Origin of the sequence: Microvirga zambiensis WSM3693, from assembly GCF_016735695.1 — a bacterium.
GTDB lineage: Bacteria > Pseudomonadota > Alphaproteobacteria > Rhizobiales > Beijerinckiaceae > Microvirga > Microvirga zambiensis.
In genome coordinates, this window is sequence record NZ_JAERQD010000037.1 from 47,483 (window position 1) to 67,607 (window position 20,125).

Annotated in this window: 17 protein-coding genes; 10 read left to right on the forward strand and 7 right to left on the reverse strand. The window is 64.3% G+C overall.

Annotated elements, in window-relative coordinates:
- Nucleotides 1-160 precede the first annotated feature (160 nt).
- The 3 genes from thrC (at nt 161) to JKL46_RS23365 (ending at nt 6,176) form a co-directional block, all read left to right on the forward strand.
- Nucleotides 161-1,576, forward strand: coding sequence for a threonine synthase (thrC, locus tag JKL46_RS23355; protein ID WP_201837890.1), 1,416 nt, complete (start codon nt 161-163; stop codon nt 1,574-1,576).
- A complete protein-coding gene (locus tag JKL46_RS23360) occupies nt 1,573-2,856 on the forward strand; it encodes a M16 family metallopeptidase (protein ID WP_201837892.1) in 1,284 nt (427 codons plus the stop codon). Before thrC ends, JKL46_RS23360 begins: the two co-directional genes overlap by 4 nt.
- A gap of 440 nt (nt 2,857-3,296) precedes the next feature.
- Nucleotides 3,297-6,176, forward strand: a complete 2,880-nt coding sequence (locus tag JKL46_RS23365) for an EAL domain-containing protein (protein WP_201837894.1) — start codon at nt 3,297-3,299, stop codon at nt 6,174-6,176.
- On the opposite strand, the gene JKL46_RS23370 is transcribed toward JKL46_RS23365, so the two are convergent.
- Nucleotides 6,177-6,788 carry a YqgE/AlgH family protein gene (locus tag JKL46_RS23370; protein ID WP_201837896.1) on the reverse strand — a complete coding sequence of 204 codons (612 nt, stop codon included), beginning with the start codon at nt 6,786-6,788 and terminating at the stop codon, nt 6,177-6,179. It lies immediately after the preceding gene.
- A gap of 105 nt (nt 6,789-6,893) precedes the next feature.
- Here JKL46_RS23370 and JKL46_RS23375 point away from each other — a divergent pair, with 105 nt between their 5' ends.
- A complete protein-coding gene (locus JKL46_RS23375) occupies nt 6,894-7,721 on the forward strand; it encodes a protein-disulfide reductase DsbD domain-containing protein (RefSeq protein WP_201837898.1) in 828 nt (275 codons plus the stop codon).
- Between the two features lie 35 nt (nt 7,722-7,756).
- Nucleotides 7,757-8,239: a peroxiredoxin gene (locus tag JKL46_RS23380; RefSeq protein ID WP_201837901.1), complete on the forward strand. Its 483-nt coding sequence runs from the start codon at nt 7,757-7,759 to the stop codon at nt 8,237-8,239.
- A 145-nt stretch (nt 8,240-8,384) separates the two neighbouring features.
- Here the strand turns inward: JKL46_RS23380 and rnhA are convergent, their stop codons facing one another.
- The 3 genes from rnhA to ispH are packed head-to-tail and all read right to left on the reverse strand — an operon-like array spanning nt 8,385 to nt 10,777.
- The gene (rnhA, locus tag JKL46_RS23385; RefSeq protein ID WP_201837903.1) at nt 8,385-8,852 is read right to left on the reverse strand and encodes a ribonuclease HI; all 468 of its coding nucleotides are present in this window, start codon (nt 8,850-8,852) and stop codon (nt 8,385-8,387) included.
- On the reverse strand, nt 8,849-9,814 hold the full coding sequence (locus JKL46_RS23390; RefSeq protein ID WP_201837904.1) for a homoserine kinase: 966 nt from the start codon (nt 9,812-9,814) through the stop codon (nt 8,849-8,851). Before JKL46_RS23390 ends, rnhA begins: the two co-directional genes overlap by 4 nt.
- Before the next feature lie 3 nt (nt 9,815-9,817).
- A complete protein-coding gene (gene ispH / locus JKL46_RS23395; RefSeq protein WP_201837905.1) occupies nt 9,818-10,777 on the reverse strand; it encodes a 4-hydroxy-3-methylbut-2-enyl diphosphate reductase in 960 nt (319 codons plus the stop codon).
- Nucleotides 10,778-11,196: 419 nt separating this feature from the next.
- Here ispH and JKL46_RS23400 point away from each other — a divergent pair, with 419 nt between their 5' ends.
- The 3 genes from JKL46_RS23400 to JKL46_RS23410 are packed head-to-tail and all read left to right on the forward strand — an operon-like array spanning nt 11,197 to nt 15,198.
- Nucleotides 11,197-13,047 (forward strand): monovalent cation:proton antiporter-2 (CPA2) family protein, encoded by a 1,851-nt coding sequence (locus JKL46_RS23400; RefSeq protein ID WP_201837906.1) that lies wholly within the window; start codon nt 11,197-11,199, stop codon nt 13,045-13,047.
- Nucleotides 13,047-14,426, forward strand: coding sequence for an MATE family efflux transporter (locus JKL46_RS23405; RefSeq protein WP_201837907.1), 1,380 nt, complete (start codon nt 13,047-13,049; stop codon nt 14,424-14,426). Before JKL46_RS23400 ends, JKL46_RS23405 begins: the two co-directional genes overlap by 1 nt.
- Before the next feature lie 34 nt (nt 14,427-14,460).
- Entirely contained in the window at nt 14,461-15,198 is a 738-nt protein-coding gene (locus JKL46_RS23410) for a DUF937 domain-containing protein (protein WP_201837908.1), read from the forward strand.
- Here JKL46_RS23410 and JKL46_RS23415 read toward each other — a convergent pair.
- Nucleotides 15,195-15,638 carry a DUF1127 domain-containing protein gene (locus JKL46_RS23415; RefSeq protein WP_201837910.1) on the reverse strand — a complete coding sequence of 148 codons (444 nt, stop codon included), beginning with the start codon at nt 15,636-15,638 and terminating at the stop codon, nt 15,195-15,197. The genes JKL46_RS23410 and JKL46_RS23415 overlap by 4 nt on opposite strands.
- Before the next feature lie 209 nt (nt 15,639-15,847).
- On the opposite strand from JKL46_RS23415, the gene JKL46_RS23420 reads away from it, so the two are divergent.
- The gene (locus JKL46_RS23420; RefSeq protein WP_201837911.1) at nt 15,848-16,738 is read left to right on the forward strand and encodes a LysR substrate-binding domain-containing protein; all 891 of its coding nucleotides are present in this window, start codon (nt 15,848-15,850) and stop codon (nt 16,736-16,738) included.
- Nucleotides 16,739-16,764: 26 nt separating this feature from the next.
- Here the strand turns inward: JKL46_RS23420 and JKL46_RS23425 are convergent, their stop codons facing one another.
- Complete coding sequence (locus tag JKL46_RS23425; RefSeq protein WP_201837913.1) at nt 16,765-17,694, reverse strand: DMT family transporter; 930 nt, start codon at nt 17,692-17,694, stop codon at nt 16,765-16,767.
- Nucleotides 17,695-18,595: 901 nt separating this feature from the next.
- Between JKL46_RS23425 and JKL46_RS23430 the strand changes: the two genes are divergently transcribed.
- Nucleotides 18,596-19,207: a helix-turn-helix domain-containing protein gene (locus JKL46_RS23430; RefSeq protein WP_201837915.1), complete on the forward strand. Its 612-nt coding sequence runs from the start codon at nt 18,596-18,598 to the stop codon at nt 19,205-19,207.
- Nucleotides 19,208-19,366: 159 nt separating this feature from the next.
- On the opposite strand, the gene JKL46_RS23435 is transcribed toward JKL46_RS23430, so the two are convergent.
- Nucleotides 19,367-20,125, reverse strand: a 759-nt coding sequence (locus JKL46_RS23435) for an IS30 family transposase (RefSeq protein ID WP_201837917.1), incomplete at its 5' end; no start/stop codon positions are given.

Below are 20,125 nucleotides of genomic sequence, written 5' to 3' on the forward strand. Positions count from 1 at the left end.
GGCTTGCCGTGTCCGGTTCATGACCATAAAGCATCTTCCGGCGAAGTGGATACCGGTTCGCCGATAAGAAGATGCGGCTAATGACCCATTAGAGCGGTTTGCAATTTCAAAAAGATTGCAAACCGCTCTAATGTCCGCCGGAATTTCCAGGAGATCCAACGTGCTCCATGTCTCGACCCGGGGGGAAGCCCCCGCGCTCGGTTTCGCCGATGCCCTGCTGACCGGCCTTGCCCGTGACGGCGGCCTCTACCTCCCGGAAGCTTGGCCGGCACTCACGGCCGAAACGATCCGCGGTTTCGCCGGGCAACCCTATGCGGAGGTCGCAAAGGCCGCGCTCGGCCCCCTGGTCGACGGCGACATTCCCGAGGCCGCATTCGGGGGCATGATCGACGAGGCTTACGCCTCGTTCCGGCACGCCGCCGTCTGCCCGCTGACGCAGATCGGCGACAACCTGTTCGTGCTCGAGCTCTTTCACGGCCCGACGCTTGCCTTCAAGGACGTGGCGATGCAGCTGCTCGGGCGGCTCATGGACCACGTGCTTAAAAGCCGCGGCGCACGCGCCACCATCGTCGGCGCCACCTCGGGCGACACGGGAAGCGCCGCGGTCGAGGCCTTCAAGGGGCTCGATCAGGTCGACATCTTCATCCTCTACCCGCATGGCCGCGTCTCGGACGTGCAGCGGCGCCAGATGACGACGGTGGCCTCGCCGAACGTCCATGCGCTGGCGGTCGAGGGCACCTTCGACGATTGCCAGACCATGGTGAAGGGCATGTTCAACCATGCCCGCTTCCGCGACGAGCTGCAGCTCTCCGGCGTGAACTCGATCAACTGGGCGCGCGTCGCGGCGCAGGCGGTCTACTATTTCACCGCCGCCGTCGCGCTGGGCTCGCCCTACCGCCCGGTGTCCTTCTCGGTGCCCACCGGCAATTTCGGCGATATCCTCGCCGGCTTCGTCGCCAAGCGGATGGGACTGCCCATAGATCGGCTGATGATCGGCACCAACGCCAACGACATCCTGGCCCGAACCCTCGCCTCGGGCACCTACGAGATGAAGGGCGTCGAGCCCACCACCTCGCCGTCGATGGACATTCAGATCTCGTCCAATTTCGAACGGCTGCTGTTCGAGGTCTACGGCCGCGACGGCGGGGCCGTGCGCCGCCTCATGGCGAGCCTCAACCAGTCCCGTGCCTTCACCATCGACGCGGATCCGCTCGCGCGCATCCGTAACGAATTCACGGCGACGGCCGTGAACGAAGACAACGTGATCGCGGAGATGGCGGAGACCTATCGCAGCACCGGCTATGTGCTCGATCCGCACAGCGCCGTCGGCACCCGTGCCGGCCGCGCGCTGCTGAAGGACGATCCGCAAACGCCCGTCATCGCCCTCTCCACCGCCCATCCCGCGAAATTTCCCGATGCGGTCGAGCGCGCGACGGGCATCCGCCCCGCACTTCCGCCGCACATGGCGGATCTGATGGAGCGCAAGGAGAGCTTCACGATTCTCCCGAACGATCAGGCTGCGGTCGAGCGCTTCATCCGCGAGCGCGCACGGGCGGTCAGAGGCGCTGCCGCATGAACCAGCATTTCGTCCGCGAGAAGCGGATCGACATCACCACCCTGTCCAACGGCCTGATGGTCGCCACCGAGCGCATGCCCGAGATCGCCACCGCGACTCTCGGCGTCTGGGTCGGCACCGGCTCGCGGCACGAAGAGCCGCATGAGCATGGCCTCTCGCATCTCATCGAGCACATGGCGTTCAAAAGAACGGCGCGACGCTCGGCCAGGCAGATCGCCGAGGACATCGAGAATGTGGGCGGCGACATCAACGCCGCGACGAGCGTCGAATACACGAGCTACACCGCCCGCGTCCTCGGGGAGGACGTGGATGTCGCCCTCGACGTGCTCGGCGACATTCTCATCAACTCGGCCTTCGACCCCGGCGAGCTCGCCCGCGAGAAAGGCGTGATCCTGCAGGAATACGCCGCCGTCGAGGATACTCCCGACGACCTGATCTACGACGCCTTCATGGAAACGGCCTTCGCGGGCCAGGCAGTCGGCCGGCCGATCCTCGGCACGCCGGACACCATCAGGAGTTTCGACGAGGCGACGATCCGCGCGTTCCTGGCGCGGGAATACACCCCCGGCAAGATGGTGCTCGCCGCAGCAGGCGACGTCGATCATGCGCAGATCGTCGAGATCGCGGATCGCCTGTTCGGCGCCATGCCCGCCGTTGCGCCGCGCCAGCCGGAGTCGGGACGCTACACGGGCGGCGAAAGGCGCATCCCGCGCAAGCTCGAACAGGCCAATATCGTTCTCGGGCTGCCCGGCCTGTCCTTCAAGGATCCGGATTACTTCGCAACCCACCTCTTCGCCCATATTCTCGGCGGCGGCCTGACCTCGCGCCTCTGGCACGAGGTGCGCGAGACCCGCGGTCTCGCCTATTCCATCGATTCGTTCCACTGGCCCTTCTCCGATTGCGGCCTCTTCGGCATCGGCGCCGGAACGGCGGGGGCGGATGTGAGCGAATTGATGGACGTGACGCTCGCCTGCATGGTCGAGGCGACACAGGACATCAGCGAGGTCGAGCTGATCCGCGCCAAGGCGCAGATGAAGGTAGCCCTTCTCACCGCCCTGGAGGCTCCCGGCGGCCGCATCGAGCGGGTCGCGCGCCAGAGCCTGTCCTGGGGACGGCTGATCTCCAGCGAAGAGATCAAGAAGAAGGTCGACGCCCTCGAAGTGGAGCATGTGCGCGAGGCGGGGCGCCGCCTGTTGCAGGGTACCCCGACGCTCGCAGCCATCGGCCCGATCAAGGATCTCCCGTCCCTCGACCGCATCGCCTCGACCCTGCGCGGCTGAGGTTTTGCGCCGCACCTGTTCCGAGCATCTGGCTCAAAAGGGTTTCCGCCCCCTAGCCCTCATCCTGAGGAGGTCACGGAGTGACCGTCTCGAAGGACGAGGGCGTTTCCATTGCGCTCTGGACCCTCCTTCGAGACGCCACTCCGTGGCTCCTCAGGATGAGGCGAGAGATTGACGAGCCAGCCTCTTAGGTCTGACGGGGACGACACCTGCCGCATGGTCATCATCTGCCCGGACTTGATCCGGGGATCGGTGCCGGTGACATGGCATGATGTGATCTCCTCAATCCCGCCGCAAACTGGTCTCACAGCCCGCTTGTAACAATAACAATCGAGTCCTGCGGACAAGTGGGGGCCAAGAGAGGCTCCACCTTGCCCTCAAGCCTCCTGACCGGTACCAATCCTATTCCACTGTCTAGTACCGGACGAAAGACCGAAGCATTGCGGATCGTATCTTTCGCCATAACCCTTCTTTTGGCGACATTCCTGGGGCTGGCCTTGCCGTCGACCGGCTGGGCCGTCGAATCTGTGCGCGTCGACCCCAAGATGAAGGCCATCGACCTCACGCCGGCCATCGAGCGCTACAACTCGGATGGGGACGAGATCAGGATTTCCACCGCCCCGGGACGTGACGGAATCGTCCGCCGCATCGCGGTGAAGGCCCGCGAGGCGGGCACGCGGCCGGACTGGATGGTCTTCGCGCTGACCAACGACACCGACGAGCAGGTGGACCGGCTTCTGGTCGCTCCGCATTTCCGTCTCACCGGCTCGGGCGTCCTCTGGCCCGACCTCGGCGCGACCCGCATCGCGGCGATCACCGCGAGCCAGGGTATCAGGCCCGAGCGGGACGACAGCGCAGATGCGGACCTCTTTCTGATCACCCTCGATCCCGGCACCACGGTCACCTTCGTGGCGGAGCTGCGTACGGACAACCTTCCCCAGCTCCATCTCTGGGACGCGGACGCCTATAAGGATCGCGTCAACGGCCTGACCCTCTACAAGGGCATCATCATCGGCATTGCCGGCCTGCTGGCCCTGTTCCTCACCATCGTCTTCGTGGTGAAGGGCGCCCTGATCTTCCCGGCGGCGGCGGCCCTTGCCTGGGCGGTCCTGGCCTATGCCTGCATCGATTTCGGCTTCTTCCAGCGCATCTTCCCGATCACCGAGGCGACCGAGCAGGTCTATCGCGCCGGCGCGGAAGCGGTGCTCGCGGCGACCCTCCTGGTCTTCCTCTTCGCCTATCTCAACCTCAACCGCTGGCACGTGCGCTACAGCCACGTGACCGCGTTCTGGCTTCTCTTCCTCGGCGGCCTCGTGGCGCTCGCCATCGTCGATCCGCCGGTCGCCTCGGGCGTCGCCCGCATGTCGATCGCCGCCGTGGCCGGTATCGGCTTCGTCCTGGTGATCCATCTGGCGACGCACGGCTATGACCGCGCGGTCATGCTCGTTCCCACATGGCTGCTCCTGGTGGCCTGGGTGACGGCGGCAAGCTTTACCGTGGTGGGCCAGCTTTCCTCTGACCTCGTGCCTCCCGCTCTCGTCGGCGGCCTCGTGCTCGTGGTCATGCTGATCGGTTTCACCGTGATGCAGCACGCCTTCGCCGGCGGCGCCTTCACCCGTGGCTTCGTGAACGACACGGAGCGCAGGGCGCTCGCATTGACCGGCGCCGGCGACATCGTGTTCGACTGGGACGTGGTCTCCGACAATATCTTCGTCAGCCCCGAGGTCGAGCATCAGCTCGGATTGAAGCGCGGCTCCCTCGAAGGCCCGGCCTCCGCCTGGCTCGACCTGATCCACCCCTTCGACAAGGATCGCTACCGGCTCGCCCTCGATGCGGTGATCGAGCAGCGCCGTGGCCGCCTGACCCAGGATTTCCGCCTGCGCTCGGCTTCCGGTGCCCACCATTGGTTCCGCCTCAAGGCGCGCCCCGTGATCGGTTCGGACGGCGAGGTTCTGCGCATCGTCGGCACGCTCGCCGACGTCATGGACAGCAAGACGGCCGAGGAGCGCCTGCTGCACGATGCCGTGCACGACAACCTGACGAGCCTTCCGAACCGGCAGCTCTTCTACGACCGCCTCGAAGCCGCCCTCACCTTCGCCAGCCAGGATGATTCCTTACGTCCCACCGTGCTCGTCGTCGATCTCGACAAGCTGAAGGAAACGAACGCCATCGCCGGGTTCGCCGCCGGCGACTCGGTTCTGCTCACCCTGTCCCGTCGCCTGAGCCGCCTGCTCAAGCCGCAGGATACCCTGGCCCGCATCTCGGGCGACGAATTCGCCATCATCCTGCTCTCCGAGCGTGAAACCGACCGGATCATCTCCTTCGCCGACATGGTTCGCCGCGTGGTGACGACGCCGTTCACCTATGCCGAGCGCGAGATCTTCCTCACCGCGTCCATCGGCATCGCTCTCTACGATCCGCAGATCGCCGCGCGGCGCGAGGAGGTGCTGCGCAACGCCGAGATCGCGATGGCCCATGCGCGCCGCCATGGAGGCGACCGGATCGAGGTCTTCCGGCCGACCATGCGCTCCGACCGCAGCGACCATTTCACGATGGAGACCGACCTTCGGCATGCGGTCGACCGCAACGAGATGAAGGTTCTGTTCAAGCCGATCGTCCGCCTCGAGGACCGGACCATCGCCGGCTTCGAATCGATGCTGCGCTGGGACCACCCGCGCCTCGGCCGCATCGGTCCCGAGGACTTCATGTCCATCGCCGAGGAAACCGGCCTCATCATCAAGCTGAGCGTGTTCCTGCTGGAACAGACCGGCCGCGAGCTCGCCGCATGGCAGAATGCGCTGGAGGTCGAGCCGCCGATCTTCGCCAGCGTCAACATGTCGAGCCAGCACCTGCTCCGGCACGATCTGCTGCAGGATGTGAAGACGGTCATCGCCCGCTCAGGTGTCCTGCCCGGCACGCTCAAGATCGAGATGACCGAGAGCCTCGTGATGGAGAACCCGGAATACTCGGCGCAGATGCTCGCTCGCCTGCGCGATCTCGGCGCCGGGCTCTCGCTCGACGATTTCGGCACGGGCTATTCCGCCCTCACCTATCTGCAACGCTTCCCGTTCGACACGATCAAGGTGGACGAGTCCTTCGTGCGTCTGATGGCCTCCGGCAAGCCGGTCATTCTGCGTTCCATCGTCAAGATGGCACACGAACTCGGGATGGAGATCGTCGCGGAAGGTGCGGAGAGCGAGTCGGAAGCCATCGAGCTCTACCAGCTCGGCTGCGAATATGCGCAGGGATCGGTCTTCGGCGAGCCGATGTCGACGCTGCAGGCACGCCAGCTCGTGGGAGCAGCGCCGGCCGCCGCCTGATCAGGCGTGGCCAGCTTCCATGGACAGCATCGCCGGCTCGATCCCGATCCGGCGCAGGGCCATCTCGTAGCGCAGGTCGACGGCGGTGTTGAAGATCAGCTCCGCATCCGCGGGGCAGTTGAGCCAGCCATTGGCCTGAAGTTCCATTTCCAGCTGGCCTGCACCCCAGCCGGCATAGCCCAGCGCCAGCACCGCGTTCTCAGGTCCACGCCCGGCGGCGATGGCACGCAGGATGTCGATGGTTGCCGTCAGGCAGACGCTGTCGTCGATGGGCAGCGTCGATTGCTCGATATGGAAATCAGGCGAATGCAGAACGAAGCCGCGGCTCGTCTCCACGGGCCCGCCCATCAGCACCTGCATGGTCCCGACCCGCTGCGGCAGCCGGATCCGCTCCAGTTCCGGGATGATCTCGAGCTGCACCAGGAGATCGGGCATGTTCACATTCGTCGCGGGGCGGTTGAGGATGATCCCCATCGCCCCTTCCGCAGAATGGGCGCAGACATAAATCACGGAGCGCGCGAAGCGCTCATCCATCATCCCCGGCATGGCAACGAGGACCTGCCCGTCGAGATACGAGGTTTCGATGCCGTAAGGTGGAAGATGAGAGCCCATATCCTAAAATCTGCCTTGCTTGCCTTGCCACCCGATCACAGGATCGTGGATGGCAGACCCGAAGAGAAACGCATAAGGGAAGCGCCTCAGGGAGGCGTCAGTTCCATGGCATTCATGTTCCGCGCCGCTTCGGCCGCGATTTTTTTTATTTTGTCTCTTGCTCCCATTGCCGCGCAATCTCTCAAGCCGTCCGCCTCGACCCAAGGCTTTCACTCCCGCGCCCGCCTGATCTCCGGCGGATTGCAGGGGGATCGTTGGCTCGCCGGCATCGAGATCACCCTCGATCCCGGTTTCAAGACCTATTGGCGCAATCCAGGCGATTCCGGTCTGCCGCCCCGGTTCGACTGGAGCGGGTCGGAGAACCTGGCCGACGCCGAGATCCGTTGGCCTTCTCCCTCCCGCCATGAGGATGCGGCAGGCACGATCCATGTCTACGGCAAAAAGGTGGTGTTCCCCGTCATCGTGAAGGCTGCGGCCAAGGACAGGCCGGTCAAGCTCGTGCTCTCCGCCGAATACGGGGTCTGCAAGGAGATCTGCATCCCGGCCCGCGCCGACCTGACGCTGGATCTCACCGAGGATGCAATGGGCCGCAGCCTCATCGAGGCGGCCCTGGCCAAGGTGCCCGTTCCCCAGCCCCTTGCCGCCCCGGGTGATCTGTCGGTCATCTCGGTCGAGCCCGTGAAGCAGGACAAGCCCGCCTATATCGTCACGACCCGCGCTCCCTCCAGCGCGAAGCCTGCCCTCTTCGCCGAGGGGCCGGAAAACTGGTATCTCTCGACCTCGCTCCCGGACGATGCGAACCGCTTCACCGTCACGGTTGAGGAAAAGCCCAAGGACGCATCCGGACCGCTTGCCTTGCGCCTGACGCTCGTTGCAGGGGGAAAGTCCGTCGAGACGGAAGTGAGCCTCGACGCCAAGGAACTGCCGCGCTAGGGAAGAGGCACCTTTTCCCTTTTGGAGAACCGCCTATGCCCATCCAGGTTGGAGAACGCCTTCCCCAGGTCACCTTCCGTGTCATGACGCCGGACGGGCCGGTGGCCAAAACCACGGACGATCTCTTCAAGGGCCGCAAGGTCGTTCTCGTCGCCGTTCCCGGCGCCTTCACTCCTACCTGCCACCGCAATCACCTGCCCGGCTACGTGCAGAAGAAGGACGAGATCAAGGCCAAGGGCGTCGACGGCATCCTGGTCACCGCGGTCAACGACGTGTTCGTGCTGGAGGCCTGGGGCAAGGCCTCCGAGGCGGAAGGCATCGAGTTCCTGTCCGACGGCAACGCCGATTTCGCCAAGGCGATCGGCCTGTCCATGGACGGCTCCGGCTTCGGCCTCGGCACGCGCTCCCAGCGCTATTCCATGGTCGTCGACGACGGTGTGGTGAAGGCGATCAACGTGGAGGACGCTCCCTCCAAGGCGCAGCATTCCGGCGCCGAGAATATTTTGAAGGATCTTTGATCCGCCCGGAAACAAGCCGGAAATTCACCTGCTTCGTCATCACCGGCCTTGTGCCGGTGATCCCGATTAGAAGAGCACTGCGCTCCATAGCACCAGGATGACCGGGACAGGCCCGGTCATGACATCCCAGGCTGGAACCGAGCGATCAGGCACCGGCTCTCCGGCTCTGCTTCTTGAACGGCTGCATCGCGGCGACGGCCAGTTCATCGACGCGGATATTGGTCGGGTCGTCCGCGTGGCCCTTGACCCAGTGCCAGGCGACGTTGTGCCTCGATGCGGCCTCGTCGAGCGCACGCCATAGGTCCTCGTTCTTCACCGGCTTGTTGTCGGCGGTGCGCCAGCCGCGCCGCTTCCAATTGTGCATCCATTGCGTGATGCCCTGGCGCACGTACTGCGAATCCGTGAACAGATCGACGGTGCAGGAGCGCGTGAGCGCGTTGAGGCCCTCGATGGCGGCGCGGATTTCCATGCGGTTGTTGGTGGTATGCGCCTCCCCGCCCGAGACCTCCTTCTCGCTGCCCTTGAAGAACAGGATCGCGCCCCAGCCGCCCGGCCCGGGATTTCCCGAACAGGCGCCGTCCGTGTAGATCAAAACGCGCTCTGCCCCGCTCATGCTTCGAGTCCGTATTCGCGCGCATGCTTCACATGGCGATGGAAATTGAGTTTGCGGTCGTATTCCAGGGGATCCTTGGGCTTCACCAGCGCGCCGGGCGGCACGTTGAGCCAGTCCACGAGTCGGGTCAGCATGAAGCGCATGGCGGAGCCTCGGCACAGGATCGGCAGGGCCTCGACCTCTTGCGGCTCGAGCCGGCGAACGGATTGATAGCCCGCCAGCATCGCCCGGCCCTTGGTGAGATTGAACGAGGCGTCGATCTCGAAGCACCACGCATTGAGGCAGATCGCGACGTCATAGGCGAAGGCATCCGTGCAGGCGAAATAGAAATCGATCAGCCCCGAGACTTCGGCGCCGATGAAGAACACGTTGTCGGTGAAGAGATCGGCATGGATGATCCCGGCGGGCAGGCCGCGCGGCCAGTCGGCCTCCAGGCTCGCGAGCTCCCGCCGCGTCCGCTCCGCGAGACCGGGCAGGACCGTGTCGGCCTGCGCCTCGGCCTGCGCGAAGAGCGGCGCCCAGGCTTCCAGCGAAAGCGCATTGGGACGCTGCATCGAAAAATCCCGGCCCGCCAGATGCAGCTTAGCGAGAGCAGCCCCAAGCGCGCCGCAATGCTGCGCCGTGGGGCGGCGCACCGCGATGCCTTCGAGGAAGGTGATGATGACGGCGGGCCTTCCGGAAACCCTTCCGAGAGGCTCGCCCCGGCGATTGTTGACGGGGAGCGGACAGTTGAGCCCCTTCAGTGCCAGATGCTGCATGAGGCCGAGGAAGAAGGGCAGATCGGTCTCCCGCACCCGCTTCTCGTAGAGGGTGAGGATGTATGAGCCCTTGGTGGTGTGGAGAAAGTAATTGGTGTTCTCCACGCCCTCGGCGATGCCCTTGTAGGACAGCACCGTGCCGATGTCGTAGGTGTCGAGGAAGGCCGAGAGCTCCTCGTCGCTGACTTCCGTATAGACCGCCACCTTTTACTCCGCCGCCTGCTCACGCAACTCGCGCGGCAAAGGAAAGAACACGCTCTCATCCGCCGTCGACACGCTCTCGACCGAGACCTCGTAGCGCTCGGCGAAGGCATCGATGATCTCCTCGACGAGGACCTCCGGCGCCGAGGCGCCGGCGGTGATGCCGAGGCTACCGACATTGCCGAACAGGCTCCAGTCGATGTCCTCGGCGCGCAGGATCAGCCGCACCAGCGGGCAGCCCTCCCGCTCGGCGACCTCGCGCAGGCGCTGGGAGTTCGAGGAATTCGGCGAGCCCACCACGATCATGGCATCGACCTGCGGCGCCACGCGCTTCACCGCTCCCTGGCGGTTGGTGGTGGCATAGCAGATGTCCTCCTTGTGCGGGCCGACGATGGTGGGGAAGCGGGCCTTGAGGGCCTCCACCATGTCCTTCGTGTCGTCGACGGAAAGCGTCGTCTGGGTGACGAAGGCGAGGTTGTCGGGATCGGCCGGCTGGAGCCTTGCGATGTCGTCGACCGTCTCGACGAGGGTCGCCACGCCCTCGGGGAGCTGGCCCATGGTGCCGATCACCTCAGGATGGCCCGCATGGCCAATCAGGATGATATGACGGCCGCGCTTGTGGTGGATCTGCGCTTCGCGATGCACCTTGGTCACCAGCGGGCAGGTGGCGTCGATGGCGAAGAGGTTGCGGGCTTCCGCCGCCTCGGGCACCGATTTAGGCACCCCATGGGCCGAGAAGATGACCGGGGCGCCTGTCTCGGGCACCTCGTCGAGCTCGCGGACGAAGACGGCCCCTTTCCGCTTCAGGTTTTCCACCACGTATTTGTTGTGCACGATCTCATGGCGCACGTAGACCGGCGCCCCATGGATCGCGAGCGCCTTCTCGACCGCATCGATGGCACGGACGACCCCGGCGCAGAAGCCGCGCGGGGCACAGAGCAGGATGTCCAGAGAAGGCTTCGTCATGATCTCGCGATGTGGCGAGACGGGGCCCCTCCTGTCAAGCGGGAGCGACGCAGTTTCGCGGTGGGGTCGATCCCCGTTTCAATTCGGGAACGGGTGTCATTCCCGGCCGGAGCGCAGCGAAGGGGAAGGGAATGCATAGTGCCGGCGCGCTCATGAGTGGATCCCCTTCCCGGCCTGCGGCCGCCGGGGATGACACCGTGACGTCGTGGCCGGGCCTGTCCCGGTCATCCCGATATGGTGAAGCACTACGCTTCTCTTAATCGGGATCACCGGCACAAGGCCGGCGATGACGTGGAATTCGCCAATCCCGAACCTGTGCGGTGAGGCACGGGACAGGATCATCCTCCTCAAGAAACGCTCGCTCTTGCCGTTCAGAATCCCTACAACGGTGCAACAACCCATCATCATCCCCTGATCCCATGGCATCCACGGCTTCCCACGTCAGCTTTCTCCCACCTATCCTGACCTTCTGCGGAGCGGCAGTGGTGGCCGTGCCCGTGTTCCGGCTCCTGGGCCTGAGCGCCGTCCTGGGCTATCTCGCCGCCGGCGTCGCTATCGGGCCCTCCGGCCTGAGCCTGGTGGAGGATCCGCAGACGATTGCCACTGTCGCCGAGTTAGGCGTGGTGCTGCTTCTGTTCATCATCGGGCTAGAACTCAAGCTGTCCCATCTCTGGGAGATGAAGCGGGACATTTTCGGGTTGGGCTTCGCGCAGCTGGCGGTCACCGCTCTGTGCCTCGGCGGAGCAGCCTATGCCATCGGGTTCTCGCCCCAGGCCTCGTTCGTGACGGGTGCCGCCGTGGCGCTCTCCGCTACCGCCATCGCCCTGCAGATGCTGGGCGAGCGCAACGACCTTCAGACCCCCTACGGCCAGCGCTCCTTCGCGATCCTGCTGTTCCAGGATCTGTCGGTCGTCCCGCTCCTGGCGATCCTGCCCCTTCTCGCGTCGGGCGCCGCCGCCGAGCATGGTTCCCTCCTCGATCGTCTGCTCACGGTCGGCGAAGCAATGCTGGGCATCGCTGCCGTCGTGCTGATCGGCCGCTACGGCCTCAACCCCTTCTTCCGGATCCTGGCCCGCAGCGGCGCCCGCGAAGTGATGACGGCCTCCGCCCTGCTCGTGGTTCTCGGCGCGGCCCTGCTCATGCAGGAGGTGGGCCTCTCCATGGCGATGGGCGCCTTCCTCGCAGGGCTTCTGCTCGCCGAGTCGAATTTCCGCCATCAGCTCGAGGCCGATATCGAGCCCTTCCGCGGCATGCTGCTCGGCCTGTTCTTCATGAGCGTTGGCATGTCGATCGATCTTGCCCTGGTGCGCGAGCAATGGCTGCTGCTGCTCGTCGCGGCGCCCGTCGTCGTTCTCGGCAAGACCCTGCTGATCGCCGTTTTGTCGAAACTCTTCGGCGCGAGCTGGCGCGACGGTTTGCGCTCGGGCACGCTTCTCTGCACGGCCGGCGAATTCGCCTTCGTCCTCCTTCCCGTGGCGACGGGGCTCGGCATCATGTCCGCAGCCGAGGCGCAGCCGGTCACCGCGCTTGCCGCCATCACCATGCTGCTGGGGCCGATTCTCTCGACAATCGTCGAGAAGGTTTTGAGCAATCGCAGCGAAAGCGAGGAACAGCCGGATCTGCATGGCCTGCCGGGCCAGGAGGGCGAATTGGAGAGCCGTGTCCTGGTGATCGGCTTCGGCCGGTTCGGGCAGATCGTCAACCAGGTTCTACTGGCGCAGGGCATCGAGGCGACGGTGATCGACAAGGATGTCGAGCGCATCCGCGACGCGGGGCGCTTCGGGCTGCAGGTCTATTTCGGCGACGGCACGCGCCTCGATGTGCTGCGGGCCGCCGGCGCCGAGAAGGCCGAGATGATCTGCATCTGCATCGACGATCGGGAATCGATGACGAAGATCATCGAGATCATCCACGAGAATTTCCAGAATGCCCGCAGCTTCGCGCGCGCCTTCGACCGCATCCACGCCATCGAGCTGATGAATCTCGACGTCGATTATCAGATTCGTGAAGTGTTCGAATCCGCCATCGTCTTCGGACGGGCGGCGCTCGAGGAGCTTGGAACCGATCCCGAAGCAGCTGCCGCTGCCGCCAACGACGTGCGCAAGCGCGATATCGCACGCCTCGTCCTGCAGAAGGAGGTCGGCACCATGGGCGGTGCCGAGCTCGTCGTGGGCGCCAAGATCACGCCCGAACCCCTCACCGTTCCGACAAGCCGGGCAAGAGCGCTCTCGCCCGAGACGCGCGACATCCTCGGCGAAGGCGTTTCGTGATGGATGCCAGTCCCTCGGCGAAGGAAGCCGCAACCTCGAACGAGCCGCCGCGTTTCGTGGTCGGCTCCACAATGCGCCACGTTCTCGTCATGACGGGAACGGGTGCAGCGGGCCTCGTTTCGATCTTCATCGTCGATCTCGTATCGCTTCTCTACATCTCCTGGCTGCACGATCCGAGCCTTACGGCCGGCGTCGGCCTCGCCACGGTCGTGATGTTCTTCACGATCTCGATCAATGTCGGCCTGATGATCCCGATCGGAGCGCTCGTCTCGCGCGCGCTCGGTGCCCGCCGGCCCGAGGATGCGCGCCGCCTCGCCACCTCGTGCAGCCTTCTCATGGCCGCTGTCGCGGCCCTCGTCAGCCTCGTCCTTCTGCCGCTCCTGCCGCTGATTCTGACCACAATAGGCGCGCATGACGACACCTACCGGGTCGCGCAGAGCTTTCTCTGGATCACGCTGCCGACGAACGTGATCATGGCTTTCGGCATGGCGTTCTCGACCGTGCTGCGCGCAGCGGGAGACGCCAAGCGCAGCATGTATGCCACTCTGTCCGTCGCGGCCGTTACCGTGGTTCTCGATCCGATCCTGATCTTCGGCCTCGATCTCAAGACCAATGGCGCAGCGGTGACGATCAATATCGCGCGCGTCGCCTATCTCTATGTGGGCTATCGCTATCTCACACGCGCCCACGACCTTCTGATCAGACCGAACTGGCCGTCCATTTTGAAGGATGCGCGCCCGTTCTTTGCCATCGCCGTTCCTGCGATCCTGACCAACATTGCGGCTCCCGTGGCGAATGCCTTCTTCACCGGCGTGATGGCTCAGTTCGGCGATCAGGCGATTGCGGCTTCCGCCATCATCGACAGGGTGACGCCCGTTGCCTTCGCCGGCGTCTTCGCTCTCGCCGGCGCCATCGGCCCCGTGCTCGGGCAGAATTGGGGCGCACAGCGCTACGACCGCATGAAGCAGACGCTGAAGGACGCCCTCGTCTTCACGATCTGCTATGTGGGTGGCGTGTGGCTCGTTCTCTTCCTCGTGCAGGTTCCGATCACGACTGCGTTCAACGCGCCGCCGGAAACGGCCGAGATCGTCCAGTTCTTTTGCCAGCTGAGCGGTTTCATCTGGTTCTTCATCAGCTTGGTCTTCGTGGCGAATGCGTCGTTCAACAACCTCGGCTATCCTCTGCTCTCCACCTTCTTCAACTGGGGCCGCGCGACTTTAGGCATGATTCCCTTCGCCTATTTCGGCGCGCAGATGGGCGGGCCGAAGGGCGCTCTGCTCGGGATCGGCGCCGGTTCCGTGGTGTTCGGGATCGCCGCTGTCGTCACGGCGTTCTGGACAATCAGGCGTCTTGAGAGGCAAGCTGTCCCGGCTCTGTAAGAGGCGCCAGCGTTTCACTGTCGAGGAGGCCGCCATGTTCAACTGGTTCGATCTGATGCGTCAGGCCCAGACCAGCGCCGCCATGGAAGCCCTTGCACGGCAGTTCCAGCTCTCGGGCGATCAGACGCAGAAGACGATGGCCGCCGTCATGCCGGCCTTTGCCATGGGGCTCCAGCAAGCCACAGCCTCCAACGATCCCGCCCGTCTGTTTCAATCCATGATGAGCGGCGCCTATCAGAATTTCTGGCAGATCGCCGGCCATTCCTTCTCGTCCCAGGCACAGCAGGAGGGGCGACGGCTGCTCGACCAGCTCTTCGGCTCGGACGACGTCAGCCGCCGCGTCGCGCACCAGGCCGCGGATTATGCCGGAATCAGCACGGAGACCATGCAGCAATTGCTGCCTATTCTCGCCGGCATTCTCGCCGGCGGCATGTCGCATTGGATGGTGGCGCAGGCGCAGGCCATGCAATCCTTCGCCTCCTCCAAGGACGGCGCGAAGGATAAGGTCGAGAGCGCCAATCCATGGGCGGAATTATGGGCGGGATGGATGACCGCATCCGTACCCGAGAAGAAGCACGCCAACCCGTTCGAGGACATGATGGCGAGCGCGTTTCAGGCAATGGCTCCGGAAAAGCCCCAGCAGCAGGAAGTGCCGGCCTCACCGTCCTTGGATTTGATGCTCGAACAGGGACGCGAGATGCAGATGCAGTACCTCGCGTCCCTTCAATCGATCTTCTCCGAGGCCTGGAAGAGCCAGGGTAAAAAGGTTTAGGCGCAACGCCTGATCGGCGTCACCATTGGAACCACGGGTCGGAGCGGCCGGGTGGGTTGAGGGGACCTCTCCGCGCGGGAATGCCGTTCAGCGCTTCGAACCAACACCCATGACGGATTGCACGTGAGCGGCTCATCGAGCGCGCTCGTCACATCGCTGCGCGTCAGTCCGATATCAGCCAGCATGCGCTCATCGAACTCGGCGAGATTTTTGATCTCGCGGCGGTGCCTGAGGGCTTTCGCAAGATCGAGGAGCGAACGGGCGAGCTGACCCAGCGCGGCCATTCCCGGGACGGTCGTGGTGGTCAATGCGAACCGGCTCATTGCTTGTCTCCTTGCTCTCACTTTCAATCCATCGCCGTTGGAACGTTCCAGCTGTTCCAGCGTCCGTTCCAACGTCGTTCCAACGTCGTTCCAGCGTCGTTCCAGCGTCCGTTCCAACGTCGTTTCAGCGTCCGTTCCAACGGTTCGGGATCGTCTGTTCCAGGGACACTTATGGAAACTCTTGCCGCAGGGCTTTCATTTAACCCATTGATTTAACTTGGTATTTTTTACCAATTGGAATCTTATACCACAGCTTGTTTCATCACTTGAAACGATTGTTTGAGATATGTATCATCAACATGATTGATTGATGAGGCGCGTCAGCCATGCACTTGCTCGATATCGACCAGCTCAGAACCTTCGTGGCCATTGCCGATACCGGATCGTTTACCCGCGCGGCGGAGATCGTGCACAAGACGCAGAGCGCGGTCTCGATGCAGATGAAGCGGCTCGAGGACCGGGTCGGCAAGGCGATCTTCGAGCGCGACGGGCGCCTCTCCAAGCTCACCGACGAGGGCGAGCGGCTGCTCGATTATGCCCGCCGGATCGTGCGGCTCAACGCCGAATGCATGGCCTCCTTCAACGAGCACGAGCTCACCGGCCGCGTCCGCCTCGGCCTGCCGGACGATTACGCCGACCGTTATCTGCCCGAGATCCTGGCCCGTTTCTCGCGCTCGAACCCGAAGGCCGAGGTGACGGTGATGTGCGAGCCGACGCCGCAGCTCGTCGAGCGCGTGCAGCACGGCGACCTCGACCTCGCGATCATCACCCATGTGGACCGGCGCGGCCCGTCCGAGATCGTGCGCATCGAGCAGCTTTTATGGGTGACCTCCTCCCGCCACGGGGTGCACGAGGAGACGCCGATCCCGCTGGCGCTCGGCCGCCCGAGCTGCGACTGGCGCCATTCCGCGACCGAGGCCCTGGAGAGCGCCGACCGGCCGTTCCGCATCGCCTATGTGAGCTGGCATTCCACCGCGGTGGGGGCTGCGGTGATGGCGGGCCTTGCGGTCTCCGTTCTGCCGGAAAGCGCCGTGCGCCCCGGCATGCGCATCTTGGGCCCCTCCGACGGCTTCCCCGCCCTGCCCTCGTGCAAGATCGGCCTGATCCGCTCCCGCGGCGAGGAGAACCCGCTCGCGGATGCGCTGGGCTTCCACATCAAGCAGTCGCTCGACAATCTCGGCTCGACCCGGACGGTGCAGCCGATCGCGGCCGAGTGATCAGGCCTGGTGATCAGGCCTTGTGATCAGGCCTTCGCGGGCCTGCGCAGCACGAGCACGTTGCCGAGAAGCGCCAGCACGACGCCGATTCCTGCGAGCGGCGTCCACACATAGCCCTCGATCAGCGTCGAGACGGTGAGCGCCACGATGGGAAACAGCACCGTTGCATAGCCCGCCCGCGCGGCCCCGAGACGCCGCAGCAGGGTGAGATAGGCCATGAAGGCCAAAACCGACGCCCCGACGGCGAGATACAGAAGCGAGCCGATATATTTGAGAGTCGGCTCGATGATGAAGGCGTTGCCGCGCACCAGGTTCAGCGCCAGCAGCACCGCGCAGCCATATGTCATGCCCCAGGCGGTCGCCGAGAGAAGCGGCACGCCCCGGCGCTGCACGATTGTCGAGATCATGTTGCCGGAGCAGAAGAACAGGGTGCCCATCACGCACAAGCCCAGACCTTTCAGCGCCGCCGCGTTGAAGCCCGCGCCCGCGATCTCCGGCCAGAACAGGAAGACGATGCCGGCAACCCCGATGACGCCGCCGAGCGCCACCCGCTTCTCGACCTTCTGGCGGAAGATCAGAAATGCGAGCGCGAGGTTGAACACCGAGGCGAGCGAGAACACCACCGAGAGCAGCCCCGAGGGCACGCTCAAGCCGCCGTAATAGAACGAGATGAAGTTGAACGAGAACAGGCAGACGCCTACGCCTACGAAACGCAGGTGATCGGCGAGCGGAAAGCGCATTCTTTCGCTGGTGGCGAGAACCCAGGCCCACATCAGCGCGGCCGCGAGCAGGAAGCGCCACAGCACCGACATTTCCGGCGCCACCACCCCGAGCTGCGCCCGGATCCCGATCCAGCTCACGCCCCACAGGAAGACGGTGGCCGCATAGAGCCCGAGCGTCGTCCCGTCGATGCCTTTCAGGTTCTGGCCGGGCATGGCGGTGGTGGCGTGGCTCATGGCGTTCATTCCCTCACAGCGTCGGACCGGAAGCGGATGTGCACTTTTCGGTCCGATGCCTTCTCTCTGAAACGGGAGCCTGGCTCATCAATCTCTTTCCTCATCCCGAGTAGCCACGCAGTGGCGTCCCTAAGCCTCATCCTGAGGAGCCACGAAGCGGCGTCTCGAAGCCCCATCCTGAGGAGGTCGCGCAGCGACCGTCTCGAAGGAGGATCCAGCGAGCACCGAAGACGCTCGTCCCTCGAGACGGCCCGACGGCCTGCTCAGGATGAGGGCTATGGTGCGGAAACCTTTATGAGCCAGCCTCCAAGGTCAATCTGGATACGCTCCGGCAGCCATCAGCACAAATGATGATATCTGATCGATTGGCCTTGGAACGGTGATGAAACGTTCCAAGGGCGCCCCCTGGAACGCCCCGTTGGAACGGCGCTGAAACGGCTGGAACGGCTGAAACGGGCGTTCCAGGGGGGCGCCCTTCCCTCAACCCACATAATCCCGCCGAGCGGAGCGACGATCCGGACGCCGGACACGGTGCTGTTTCCCTCCCCCTTGCGGGGAGGGGTTAGGGGTGGGGGTGGTGCGACTGGGTGAGCGATCGCGGAGATGCGCGCTCCTCCCTCTCCCGGCCGGGAGAGGGCCGGGGTGAGGGAAGGCCGGCGCCAAATGAAATGCATCGGATGCCATGCAGCCGCAGCGGAGGCGACGGCGCCTGACTGGTTGAGCGCCCCACCTTCCCCCCGTCCCTCTCCCGCACGGGAGAGGGGACGCACCGCAGCTATCCTCGCGCTGTCCCGACGACGCCCAGCGCTCCCACGTTGCGACCCTTCTCCGCAACCTTGACCATGTCCCTCGACCTGTCATATTGTTCTCTTTTTGTTCCTATTTCCAAAAGACCATTGCCATGACCTCATTGCCCGCCTCCCCCGCCCTGACCGATCCCGACAGCCCCGGCCCCTCGGCGTTCCGCCAAAAACTGCCGCCTGAGCGGATCGCCCTCATCCGCGATTGGGTGGAATGCACCACCCGGTCCTTCAAGAAGATCGGCCGGGAGCTCGGCGTCTCGCCCGCCACCGTCTCGCGCTATGCCGCGGAGGGCGGCTGGCAGCGCCCGCCCGGCGCGGCCCCTGCCCCCATCATCACCCGGCGCAATCCGGATCCCGCGCGACGGCGCAAATCCGCGCCGCAGGGATCAGGCAACCGCCGCGAGCGGCTCACCGAAACGCTCTGGCGCCTCGCCGAGCGCCACGCGGAGGATCTAGAGGAGCAGCCCATCGCCCGCGCCGGCCGCTCCCTGCATCCGCTCGCCCGCCTCACCCGGACGCTGGGCGAGATCGACAGGCACCTGTCCCCGCCCCCGGCCGCGCACGAATACGACATCGACGCCTCCAACCCCCGCCGCACCATCCACGAACTGCGCGACGAACTCGCCGGTCATCTGGAGCGCATCGAGCGCGAGGAGCGGGATTTCGAGGAGCGCTGGGGGCGGACTTTTGAGGATGGCGGGGGGATTTAGAGGAAAAAGTGGCGCAACTTAACTCTAAGTTGAGCAATACCGGTTGATTCACCCAAACGATGGGATATTATATCACATGCTATTAAAAATGGGAGCGCCTAATGGGTATATTCCTAGTCGCGTATGACTTGGTCAAAGAGAAAAGTGGCACTGGTGGGTTCAAGTGATGAGCGCAACAGCTTTGGCCAGGGTATCTCCTGGCGTTTGGAAGCCAAGGGTTTTTCTTGGCCGGGTATTGAGCCTGAGTGCAACCGCATCCAAGTCGCTTTGGCTATATGCGGACAGGTCTGAGCCCTTCGGGAAGTACTGCCGCAGCAAGCCATTAGTGTTCTCGTTGCTTCCCCGCTGCCACGGGCTCTGAGGATCGCAGAAGTAGACGTCAACATCAGTCGCGACGCTAAAGTGCTTGTGATGAGCGAGTTCCATCCCGCGATCCCAGGTCAGCGATGCCATCAATCCCTGAGGCAGACGTTGAACCTGCCGCACAAGAGCATTCACCACACTTTCGCTGTCTTTGCCGTCAACCCGAACGAGCATCACGAACCGGGATTGACGCTCGACCAAGGTGGCAATGTGGGTGTTCTTGCCGCCTGAGAGCAGGTCGCCTTCCCAGTGACCCGGCACGGCGCGATCCTCAACTTCAGCCGGACGCTCCCGGATCGAGATGGCGTCGATGATCTGTCCCCTGGGCTGGCCGATGGTACTAGCCGTCTTGGAGCGCCGCATGATCCGCCGACTGCGAAGATGGCGGGTCAACTCCTTCTTCAGGACACCGCGGGCCTGGATGAACAAGCTTTTGTAAATCGTCTCGTGGGACACCCGCATGGTTCTGTCGTCGTGATATTCGGTCTTGAGCCATCCCGAGATCTGCTCAGGAGACCACTCGTTCTGCAGCTTATCCGCGACCAGCAGCTGAAG